The sequence below is a fragment of the Calothrix sp. NIES-3974 genome (genome assembly GCF_002368395.1).
Classification (GTDB): domain Bacteria; phylum Cyanobacteriota; class Cyanobacteriia; order Cyanobacteriales; family Nostocaceae; genus NIES-3974.
The window spans coordinates 804224-815427 of the sequence record NZ_AP018254.1 but is presented as its reverse complement, the minus strand read 5'-3'; the positions used below and the strand labels follow the sequence as shown (position 1 = coordinate 815427).

Annotated in this window: 11 protein-coding genes; 5 read left to right on the top strand and 6 right to left on the bottom strand. The window is 43.2% G+C overall.

Translation table 11 applies throughout. The features are described 5' to 3' along the window. Positions 1 to 43 precede the first annotated feature (43 nt). Entirely contained in the window at positions 44 to 655 is a 612-nt protein-coding gene (locus tag CDC37_RS03180) for a TetR/AcrR family transcriptional regulator (protein WP_096620455.1), read from the bottom strand. Positions 656 to 928: 273 nt separating this feature from the next. Further along, positions 929 to 1528, bottom strand: a complete 600-nt coding sequence (locus CDC37_RS03175; RefSeq protein WP_231943205.1) for a YdcF family protein — start codon at positions 1526 to 1528, stop codon at positions 929 to 931. A gap of 501 nt (positions 1529 to 2029) precedes the next feature. On the opposite strand from CDC37_RS03175, the gene ctpB reads away from it, so the two are divergent. Further along, on the top strand, positions 2030 to 3364 hold the full coding sequence (gene ctpB / locus CDC37_RS03170; protein ID WP_096620454.1) for a carboxyl-terminal processing protease CtpB: 1335 nt from the start codon (positions 2030 to 2032) through the stop codon (positions 3362 to 3364). A gap of 144 nt (positions 3365 to 3508) precedes the next feature. Further along, complete coding sequence (locus tag CDC37_RS03165) at positions 3509 to 4486, top strand: glycosyltransferase (protein ID WP_172892749.1); 978 nt, start codon at positions 3509 to 3511, stop codon at positions 4484 to 4486. A 103-nt stretch (positions 4487 to 4589) separates the two neighbouring features. Here the strand turns inward: CDC37_RS03165 and CDC37_RS03160 are convergent, their stop codons facing one another. Beyond that, complete coding sequence (locus CDC37_RS03160) at positions 4590 to 5561, bottom strand: phycobilisome rod-core linker polypeptide (protein WP_096620453.1); 972 nt, start codon at positions 5559 to 5561, stop codon at positions 4590 to 4592. 367 nt (positions 5562 to 5928) lie between these two features. Here CDC37_RS03160 and CDC37_RS03155 point away from each other — a divergent pair, with 367 nt between their 5' ends. After that, complete coding sequence (locus CDC37_RS03155) at positions 5929 to 6519, top strand: DUF1517 domain-containing protein (RefSeq protein ID WP_096620452.1); 591 nt, start codon at positions 5929 to 5931, stop codon at positions 6517 to 6519. Between the two features lie 166 nt (positions 6520 to 6685). Next, complete coding sequence (locus tag CDC37_RS03150; protein ID WP_172892826.1) at positions 6686 to 7564, top strand: hypothetical protein; 879 nt, start codon at positions 6686 to 6688, stop codon at positions 7562 to 7564. Positions 7565 to 7641: 77 nt separating this feature from the next. On the opposite strand, the gene CDC37_RS03145 is transcribed toward CDC37_RS03150, so the two are convergent. Further along, entirely contained in the window at positions 7642 to 9012 is a 1371-nt protein-coding gene (locus tag CDC37_RS03145; RefSeq protein WP_096620450.1) for a pentapeptide repeat-containing protein, read from the bottom strand. Positions 9013 to 9307: 295 nt separating this feature from the next. Then, positions 9308 to 9883 carry a leucyl/phenylalanyl-tRNA--protein transferase gene (gene aat / locus CDC37_RS03140; RefSeq protein WP_096620449.1) on the bottom strand — a complete coding sequence of 192 codons (576 nt, stop codon included), beginning with the start codon at positions 9881 to 9883 and terminating at the stop codon, positions 9308 to 9310. Positions 9884 to 10049: 166 nt separating this feature from the next. Between aat and CDC37_RS03135 the strand changes: the two genes are divergently transcribed. After that, complete coding sequence (locus tag CDC37_RS03135; RefSeq protein WP_096625864.1) at positions 10050 to 10379, top strand: hypothetical protein; 330 nt, start codon at positions 10050 to 10052, stop codon at positions 10377 to 10379. A gap of 378 nt (positions 10380 to 10757) precedes the next feature. Here the strand turns inward: CDC37_RS03135 and rpsN are convergent, their stop codons facing one another. After that, on the bottom strand, positions 10758 to 11060 hold the full coding sequence (gene rpsN / locus CDC37_RS03130; protein ID WP_096620448.1) for a 30S ribosomal protein S14: 303 nt from the start codon (positions 11058 to 11060) through the stop codon (positions 10758 to 10760). Between the last annotated feature and the right edge of the window lie 144 nt (positions 11061 to 11204).

The window sequence follows — 11204 nt, the reverse complement described above, 5'->3', positions numbered from 1 at the left end:
GAGACGCTATATGTCGCGTCTCTACAATTATTTTGGGTCTTTCTTATCCGAATTGTATTGTCCTGTCTCCTGTCTCCTGCATCCTATTTTCTTTCTCCAAATAAGCATTCACCATTTTTGCTAACAACATACATTGAGCTTTCACATCAAGATTCAGATTTCCTAACAATTTTTCCAGAATTAAACCATCAATTAATGACATGACAAAATCCGCAATTATCGGATTTTCCACCCCAATAAATTCATAAATTGCCCAACGATAGCGATCGCAGGTTTCTTGCCAACGTTGACCATCTACATCACCTTCCCTCTCCTGATTTTGAGCAAAGTCAACCATCAAATATGTCCATTTAATCTGGTCTTCCAGATTTTTCGCTAAATAATCAGCAAGTATTTCCGCTTTATCATCAAGACTCCTTATTCCTTGCCATTGCTTTGTCACAAAATAAATATCACGCTGGAGTTTTTCCTCCACCAGCTGCTCAAACAAAGCCTGCTTACTGGGAAAATAGTGATACAACGTCCCCGTTGACACATTCAAACCCTTGGCAATCTGCCGCATCGTAATCGAACCATATCCCTTCTGGGCAAACAAATCAAAGCATTTTTCTAGTAACTCCTGACGATACAACTCTTTATCTACAATTTTTGGCATTATTTAAACTAAATTTATTTATATCGAACGTTCGTTATTTATTAATATAGCAACCGAGGTTAGAAAAGTCAAACAACTTAAAAGCACTACTCCTGTCTCCCGTCTCCTAGTCCCTTATTCCTGTCTAAGTAGGTAGGTGCAATTAAACATAAAACCATGATGTAACCAATCATTCGGCGTAGAGACGACCCGACGGGTCGTCTCTACCCCCGTACAGACGCGATATATCGCGTCTCTCCCTGCTCTTAACGACAATTTTCACCATCCGCCTACTTACTGCAAATTTCCCTGTCTCTCACACTTAAAACTACCCGGTTCCCATTGACCCATATCCACATTTTCTAACTTAATCACATTCCCACACTGGGGTTGCAATAGATGACTCAATCCCCCCCAAATAACACTACGTCCAATATCTAAAACAGTTTTCCAGTGAGATTCCTGATTACCAGGTCTACCCGTTTCCGGGACAACTTCCGTTTCCACCCATATCCCATGAAAACCGAGAATAATTTTTGCCATCAATTCAGCCCGAAAAACATGGGAACCAGAGGTAATTAATTTTACTTTTTCCACATGCCAACTACGTAAAATTGGTAATCCATACAAAAAATTATCAAATGTGGATTTAGCACACTTTTCTAACCAAACATTCTGAATTGGTGCATTCTCCCGCGCAAAAATCAGACGAATACAAGGGTCCTTTGAACCCTGGGAAATCAAGATTGGTATCTCACCGAACAGATTTACTCGCTGGGAAACGTATATTTCTCTTTGAATACTACCACCAAGTACAAAGACTGCATCAACAGACTTGGAAGAAGCCCGAATCAGGGTTATAGTGTTATAAATTAGCCATAGGCTCAGGAACACCCCCAGCCCCACGCCAATTTTCTGCCTGAATTTTCCCTTTTGTAGTTTCCTGAATAATTTGGTGTGTAGTCTATTTTGTAAAGATATATGGTGTATGCCATTAAAATACCTCTTTACATTTCTTTTCATTACATCCTCTTGACCCATTCACTTTGTAAAATTCTATTAACTCAGATCATTAGCAATTCCAGTGTTATCTTAAGAAGAGGGATTCATTATTACGCAAATTCACTGAATAAACGATTTACTGTAGTATTCAATTGTATTCAATGATATGTGATAATTTTCTTTCCGGAGGAGTGCGACTAAACCAGATAAGATTTGCAGGGGCTGTATAGTAAGTTACTGAGAATACGGTTCTTCCTGGGGTTTATCTTGTAGAGTAAACCTAGAGGCCATTTCACAGGGTATAACAGTCAAATCAGCCAAATCAGCCTAAAACTATGTATCCCTGAACCTGATTGCTAAACTGTCAACAATTACGATTATTCCAGCACATACATGAACCAATCTGCGAACCGTCACTCACCATTGCAGTTAGCCTTAATTAGTGGATTAATTTCTTCCACAGCGATTTTTTCATTTTTGGGTTTAGCTTGGTGTCGTTCAGCTAAGGCGACATTACAGGACAGCCCGAAGGCAATAGTAGACCAAGTTTGGCAGCTAGTAAACCGCGAGTATGTCGATGGCAAGTTTAATCAGAATGATTGGCTTGCGGTACGACGGGAGTTACTAAGTAAAGATTACAGTTCCAAAGAAGAAGCTTACAATGCGATTCGCAACGCATTAAAGTTGTTAAATGACCCCTACAGCCGTTTTCTCGACCCCAAGCAGTATCAAGCCCTAACCAGTCAAACTGCGGGGGAAGTATCGGGGATTGGGATTCGGATGGAGATCAATGAGCGAACCAAGCGTTTGACGGTCGTAGAAGCGATTGAAAATTCACCAGCTCTCAAAGCGGGAATTCAGTCTGGGGATGAAATTTTAGCGATAGATGGCAAGCCAACGGCAACGATGAAAATTGACGATGCTTCCGGACTAATTCGAGGACGGGTAGGTTCGGCGGTGGTGTTGCGAATTGGTCGTCAAGGTCAAGGTGAGTTTGATGTCAAGCTCACCCGGGCAACAATCGAAGTCCCCGCAGTCAAGTATACCATGCGACAGGAAGGGACACGGAAAATTGGCTATATTCGCCTACGGGAATTTAGTGCCCATGCTTCAGAACAGATGCGTCGTGCCATCCGTGATTTAAACAGTAAAGGTGCGCAAGGCTATGTGTTGGATTTGCGGGGAAATCCGGGTGGTTTGTTGCAAGCGAGTATTGAAATTGCTCGGATGTGGTTGGACGATGGTTCGATTGTCAGGACTGTAGACCGTAAGGGTGGTAACGATATCACAAAAGCGAATCGAACCGCATTAGCGAAACAGCCCTTAGCAGTGTTGGTGGACAGTAATTCTGCCAGTGCTAGTGAGATTTTAACAGGTGCGCTCCAGGATAATCAACGGGCGGTTGTGATTGGGACAACCACCTTTGGTAAGGCATTAGTGCAATCGGTGCATGAGTTAGCAGATGGTTCCGGTGTGGCGATTACCATTGCCCACTACTATACTCCCAAGGGTACTGATATTAACCAGAAAGGGATTACCCCGGATATTAAGCTGGATTTGAGCGAAAGTCAGCAAAAACAACTGGCATCAAATCCCGACTTGTTAGGAACCCTGAATGACCCTCACTATGCCCGTGCCCTTTCGATTTTATCGAGTAACCACTTAGCCAAACCAGGTTCACCCCAGTGGCGATCGCAATTTCGTTCGCTGAATACAAATAATTTATAACCCAAGATGGGAACGGATCTATCCGGATGGGTTATACGTGAAAACGCTTCGCGAAATGTAACTTAATTTGCATTCAAATTACTGATTTCAGGTTTTAGTTGGGGAATACTAAATTAGGAGTTTCCAGCTAGAACCTTGAATTTTATGTATCCGACAACCCTTGATACAGCCGAAAAAACAGCCATGAATCCGTTTATGCCCAAAGTGTCGGTCGTCATACCGATTTATAATGGGGAGGCAGACTTGCCGGAGTTGCTAGAGTGTCTTTTTGCACAGACCTATCCGAGCGAGCATGTAGAGTATTTATTAGTAGATAACAATAGTAGCGATCGCACGTTTGCCCAATTACAAACAGCCGCCGCCCATACCCACATTAACCTAATTCCCCTCCAGGAAGCAAATATCCAAAGTTCCTACGCTGCAAGGAATACGGGTATCCGTCACGCAACGGGGGAAATCATTGCCTTCACCGATGCGGATTGTCGTCCCCAACCCCACTGGTTAGAATCTCTCATTCAACCCTTCATCGAATCGGATGTAGCCATCGTCGCAGGGGAAATTATCGCCCTTTCTGGTCATACCATCCTCGAAAAATTTGCCGATCACCATCAAACTCTTTCCCAAAAACATACCCTTGCTCACAAATTTTATCCCTACGGACAAACTGCCAATTTAGCAATTCGTCGTACTGCTTTAGAAAAAGTCGGTCTATTCCGTCCCTATTTAAGTACGGGGGGAGATGCGGATATTTGTTGGCGAATCCAAAAAGAAAATATTGGTCGGATCGAATTTGTCCCCGATGCAATTGTCAAACACCGTCACCGTGCGACCTTGAGGGAATTAGCCAGTCAATGGCGACGTTATGGACGTTCTAACCGCTATTTACATGAACTCCACGGAATTGACTTGATGCGGGAAGTATCCCTCCGGGAATGTTTGTATGTGATTGGACGCTGGTTATTCCGAGATTTACCCAAGTATGTGATAAAAGCCTTTTTTGGTCAAGCAAGCTTAATTGATATTCTGGATACACCCATTGGTATATACACAGCACGGTCACGTTACATAGGACAAAAAGATGCAAAATTGCCAGAACAAGCAACTATGATTGATTGGCTTTGAGGTAAGAAGTCGGGTGTCGGAGAAAACCCGACTCCTAAAGCTCAAGCTACATGCTTAACTGCGTTCCAACAATATGTCGACCCTTCTTCGACCTGGAAGTACTTCACCTGGTAAATACTCGACTTCTCCAGCGATTCAAGCGAGCTTCACCGATAGTTGCAAGTCTTCTCGCATCGGCAATTTGTTCTCGGAGGGTGGCAATCCGTTGGGCTTGAACATCTGCGTAGTCTTGCCAAGATTGCGACTTGTCCAAATCAACAAAATTCGTAAAATTACTCACCTGGGATGCACCGATACTAGCAAAAGGTCGTAATTCTGCTAATTGGGCTTGTAAACTTTCTAACTCACCGGCTTGGGCTTGAATAGTTTCCCGCAATTGCTGCGGTGCGGGTAGAATTTCTGTATAGAAAGGTTGGTACCGAGGTGGTTCAATGGCTGGAGGGGGGTTATTGAGTCCGAGAACCTGAGCCAACAGAGAATTGACATCGGTGGGTTTTTGGGGGTTGTAGGTCAGAGCGGAAATCAGCGATCGCGTTAATTTTGGTTGGGTATCCGCGTCACTGGTGGCATTACCTGTAAATAATTGTTGCATGTGGGCAAATTCAGCAGCATTCACTCCCACTTGGGTAGTATGACCGCGATAGAAAGGAACAACATGATCACCAAAGGCGTTCATGTACTCATCGCTTTCTAGATAGGAATCAATTTCCGCCTCAAAACCATGCTGATCGAGGATTTGACTATGGACAGACATCTCCTGGTAATCCTGGGGAGCGCGTCCTAGCAGATGTTTAAAATTTAACTCTATGCCTCGATAACGATAGCAATTGTGAAAAAAGCGATCGCGATATAACTGGGATGTGGCCACATGGCGGACAAAATCACGAACGGTAATTTCCCGTGCTTGCAATTGGGATTCAGCCACATGTAAGCGTTCACTTTCCATCACATGGGTATTTCCCAAAACTTGACGGTAAACCGCACGAATTACCGTTTCCACCTCTGTTGGGGAAGCTCCTGGCCATAATTCCGTGGGAGAATTGAGTTCTGAATCACGTAATAGCGTTGTGATCAATTGACTTACCTCCGATTCTGGCTGTAATTAACTTTCATGCTTTACCAGTTACCACCGATTTGTGATGAGCTAATTATTCCAAGATATCTTTCATCTCATCGGTAATGGTTATACTGCAAAGAGTAATAAATTGAACTTCTGAAATAGCCACAATGCTTGTGAATTAAGCTATGTAGCTCACTGCTAACCACTCGCAGTATAACTATTAACTGCTAACTGATTTCAGCAGTGTTTCTTAAGTTAGCAAGAATTGGAACAAAGTTAGAGTTACGTTTTATGACAAAAAATTACGTCTTTGTGCTAGTCCGTTCTCATCCCAATCATGGTTAAGCTAATCAAGAGAATCTCAACAACAGGGAGTCGGTACATGTCTGGTTTATTTAATCGCATGATGGGTAGAACCCGTTACGTTGTCTGTCGTATATTTGTACATTTGAGTGGTACAGATGTGACACCAATTCTCGGAGTATTAAATCGTACAGCCCGTGAAGCAATTGATGCAGACGGCGACATGGAAGTGATGGGAGAATGTTTAGTAGATGTTTGTCAAGCATTGCTGCAATACGATGATCATTGGTCGTCCGTCCATAACGAAGGGGATGTGTTTTGGCAAGAAGGAGAAGCGGGGGATTTCTTTAACGAATTGTTTACCGATTCAGCCCAGCGCTACCTGAGCGAACCCGATTTAGAAACCAACGACACAAATACAAATTTAACCTTACCTCCCACGGAAAACGTCGTAGTGATGCTGACTATTGCCTACGAGGGAGAAGTACCCGACCTAGAAACCAATCTCGCAGGAGTGGCAGAATTAAAACGAGGCTTGAAAGCCATCATCGATTTGCATTACAAACATAATTTGCGCGCAATTCAGGTGCATTTTTCCCCCGCACGTCTGGGAGACGAACTTACCAGCGACCAGTTGCTGCAACATTATCCAGAATTAGTTCCCCTGTAATCGGGAGAGGGGGAAAACAGACAACCCCACAGGTGGTCTGGACAACAAGGGAAGAGAGTGCGATCGCATTTTTGCTAATCTCAGAGAATTGTGGGGACTTCCCTACTCAACGTTAATAAGGAGAAGTTGTTAAGCTCATAGTTAAAAGGACAACATGAAAAAAATAATGAATATTTTGCGTAAATGCACTGTTTTTTTACTAGCGTTTAGTTTGTGTGTTACAACTGTTGCCTGCGGAGGTGAAGCTCAAACTAACGGTAATCCCCCAGCTAGCAATATCAGTCAGAATCAAACAGTTAGTAATACCCGCATCGCCGATGGTCGGTATGAGGTGCAGCAAGCTAGCTATGATGATGCAGATGGTTCCTACACCCTATTTTTAATTGGTAGTAACCCTCCGCGATTCCAAACCGATAATTTACAAATGGCTCGTTTGACCGATGAGGAAATCAAAGCGGGTCAAAAAACTTACTTGAAAGTGGAAAATGGTCAACCGGTTTTATATTTAACCGAAGATTTTAAAATTGAATATATTCACAATGTGACGGAAAACCGTACCAATCCCCAAACAGGACAAACCGAAACGGTGATTGTGCGACGTGAAAATGGTTTTTGGGCACCTTTTGCTGGTGCTGTTGCAGGACAAGCAATCGGTAGTCTCCTATTTAGACCCCAGTATTATGTCCCCCCTGTCTATTCTTCAGGTGGTATTATTTACGGATACGGTGGCTATGGACGTACCTACAATGATGCTGTAGCGAGTTATCGGAATCAGTATAACTCCGCCCCTGCCGCAGTTCGCAACCGTACTACTTTCCGCACCACCGGAACTATCCGCAGAAACTATCCTAACACCAGTACAGTTCGCAATACACCCCCAAGAAATACTGGTAGCCGTGCAACTGGTTCCGGCTATGGTTCCAGCACCCTACGCTCATCGGGTCGTAGTACACCCAGACGTTCCAGTGGTAGCTCCAGTAGTTTCGGTAGCTCTAGGGGTTCTTCCACCAGACGTAGTACGGGGTTTGGTAGCCGTCGGCGTTAATTTTTGAAGAAAAGTCGGGTTTGCTAACAATTTTCAAAACCCGATTTCTCTTGTAATTCGTAATTCGTAATAGCCTATTACGAATTATTAATAATTACTTTAGTGACAGGGCGAAATAATTTGCTAAACTCACCGGGTTTAAAGGTTTCCCCCCAATTTGCTGGTAAACGACAGGGGTTAGGATTTTCTTTGCTGGGAATTCGCATGAAAATATACTCACATTTAACATCTTCTAGGCGAGTTTCTGGTGTGATTTGCCAATCTTGGATGTAGGCTCCTGTAAGTAAAGCTCCACGAAAATCGGTTTGAGCAACTTCTGTTTTCACCAGGGTAGCGCGGGACAGGTCGGCTTCCCGTAGGTTAGAACCGTTTAATTTTGCCCCCACAAAACTAGCGTCTTTGAGGATGGCCCCTTGTAAATTAATTCCTTGCAAATCGGCGTAATCAAAATTGCGATTTTGTAGGTTTTTGGTGGTGACTATTTGCCGAATTGTGGGGTTATTTAAGTAGCTATTACTAATTTGAGCTAGGTGAATATTTTTGACTTGAAACCAACAGGTTCTAGTTAAATTGGCTTGGGTAAAATTGGCGTTTTTGATTGATGATTTACTAAATTTTGCGTCGGTTAAATTGCTATTTTGAAAATTAGTACCGTAGCGAGTTGCCAGGGATATTGCGGCTTTACGCACGATGCTTTGTTTGGTATCTTCAAATAAAGCCAAACAACCAATATAGGCAGATAGTAACACCACACAAACCGCGATCGCGATCGCAACTCCCCCGGTTAAAATATTTACCTGTAATGCCGCCACCGATACTGCACCACAAATCAATGCTGTAACTGCTACAGTTAATGTCACCGCAAACATTCCTGCAATCGCTCCGGCAAGGGTGACAGTACCCGCAGCTGCGACAGTGCCCGCAATTATACCTAAAACTGCTACGACTCCTGATACAATCACGGCCACGTTGGCAGCTATTTCCATCGCCCCTGTTGTTGTTGCTTCTCCAGCCCAGGTGACGGCGACTACACCAGCCCAGCCAACGGCTGCAATTCCTGCGCAGGTGACGAAAAAGGCTAAAAATCCGAAGGCAGCAGCGATTCCGCGTCGCACTGTAATCAGAAAAAATACGGTAATCACTGCGACACAAACAATACCAACATACAGATTTTCGCGATTGTTACCTAATAATAAAACACCGACTAGGGAGCCACCCACTGCTGCTAACAAACCAGATAGGGAGGCTAAGATTAGTGTCAAAATCATCAACAAAATTGCCCAGCGACGCTGTAATCCCGTATTGGTCTGGCTAAAATCAGCACCAGTGAGATTCGCGCCACTAAAATCTGCGCCACGAATATCTGCGCCCGTAAAGTCTACACCACTTAAATTACACCCGCGAAAGGATTTTCCTCGTAGTTTGGCACGGCGATAATTTTCAGTCATCTTCTAATTGGGGAGTAGGGAGTAGAGACGACCCGACGGATCGTCTGTACAGGGAGTAGGGGAGAGACGACCCGACGGGTCGTCTGTAGGAGAGATTGGGAAGACAAATTCAATATTCAGTCTGATTGATGATTGTTTATCTTCCTATCTCTTGTCTCCTGTCTCTTGCATCCTGTATTCTCAATTCAAAATCCACAATCCAAAATCCCATGACCGTTCAGGATATCAGTTTTTTACTTTTTTCGGTATCTTCCCTGGGTTTCAAAAGATAACAAAACTGAATTTAACCTGGAAGTTAGATGAATTTACAGGGGAGGGACAAAGCTGAATCCAGCATGATTTTATACTCAATATCACCAACCCGAAAGGCTCCAAATCTCTCTAAGTGGGGATTCATCATTTGAGCATCAAATATTTTAAAGTCACGCGATCGCAAATGTTCTACTAGTTTCACCATTGCGACTTTTGAGCCATCGGGAATCCGAAAAAACATGGATTCGCCAATAAATGCACCCCGAATCGCAATTCCTAAAATTCCCCCGGCTAATTCATCACCCGACCAAGTTTCAAAACTATGGGCCCATCCTGCTTGATGTAGGGCATAATATATATGTTTTAATTCGGCTGAGATCCAGGTAGTTTCTCGATTGGCACAACCTTCCACTACTGCGGTAAAATCCCGGTTAATAGCGACTTGAAACCGTTGTTGGTTCAAGACTCGACGGAGGGATTTCGGGTAGCGAAATCTCTCATCCAGGGGGATTAAAGTGCGATCGCGACTACTATACCAACCCAAGCTATCATCATCGTCTGCCATGAGAAAATAACCTTGGGCGTAACCTTGGATAATAGCTGCGATATCATAATCCATAAGTATCAAAATACAAAATGCAGGGTGCAGGATACAGAATCAAATTTTAATTAGGCTTAATTAGACAAAATATACAATTTATCCGCAATCAACTTGTCGGAAACTACTCCAGCTAATCTATCCTGACTCCTGTGTCCGAATGGGTGAATTATTTTTATCACAATCTATGACACAAGCAATACCACCAATTACTTTACCACCATCCCAACATCCAGAACAGGAAGGAGAATGGTTAAAAGAAAAACTACACAAATGGCTAGATGAAGAATTTTTACCCGAAGCCATAAATCAAAAAATCGCCGAACGAGCATCAGCGATTTTTGTGCGTCAACGGATGGAAGGAGAAAATGACCTTGGTTCCTTAGTGATAGCCATTGTCACCGAAATGCAATCCTTTGACTTTTCTAAAAGCTTTTACGGAGAATTTGCGATCGCAAATGCAGTTAGCGACCTCCTCCTGGAAAGTTTGGGTATTGACAAGTGTTGCGGACAGTAAATCAGTTTGTAGAGACGTAATATATTACGTCTCCACACAATATATATTACGTCTCCACAGATATTGTGTTTCGTATTTATGGAGGGTGCATCCCAGCTTTTATTACTCGGTAACAGAATAATATGATCACTGTATTGGAAGTATGACCTTCAGTAATCGATGGACTCATTCCGAGTGATGGATTTTGCGATTGCTACTCTTCGAGAACGCTCCGCGTACGCTGCACTCACTGCGGACAAAACATGTTTTTATATAATTGGGATGCTCCCACTATGGATGTGTTGCCAACATTTTGGGAATTGGTACTAACCTGAAATCAAAAAAATTGGATTTTGGATTTTCAGTCAATCTGAATGCATCCAAGATCCAAAATTCCGATTACCAACTCGATTTAACCACACCAGGTAATAAACCTTTGTGTGCCCAATCCCGCAAAACGTTACGGCACAAACCGAAGTCCCGATAATAAGCACGGGGACGACCTGTCACCCAGCAACGATTATGACGGCGACTAGGAGCGCTATTTCTGGGCAATTGCTGTATTTTGCGATGAATTTCCAGCTTTTGCAACGGATTTTCCGCTTTTCTAAACTCTTCCAACAATGCTTCTCGCTTTGCAGCGTATTTCTCCACCATTTTAGCGCGTTTACGTTCGCGCTCAATCATGCTCTTTTTTGCCATGCAGTTAGTATAACTTAAATTTTAGACAGCATTCCCTATTCTATCTAGAAAAAGCTAATTTGGAAGTCTTTCTAGAAAAAGAATTTGCAGAGGAGACAGAATATAGGGAAACCTGTTGATACCCCAATACGCTTGGTGTTAAAG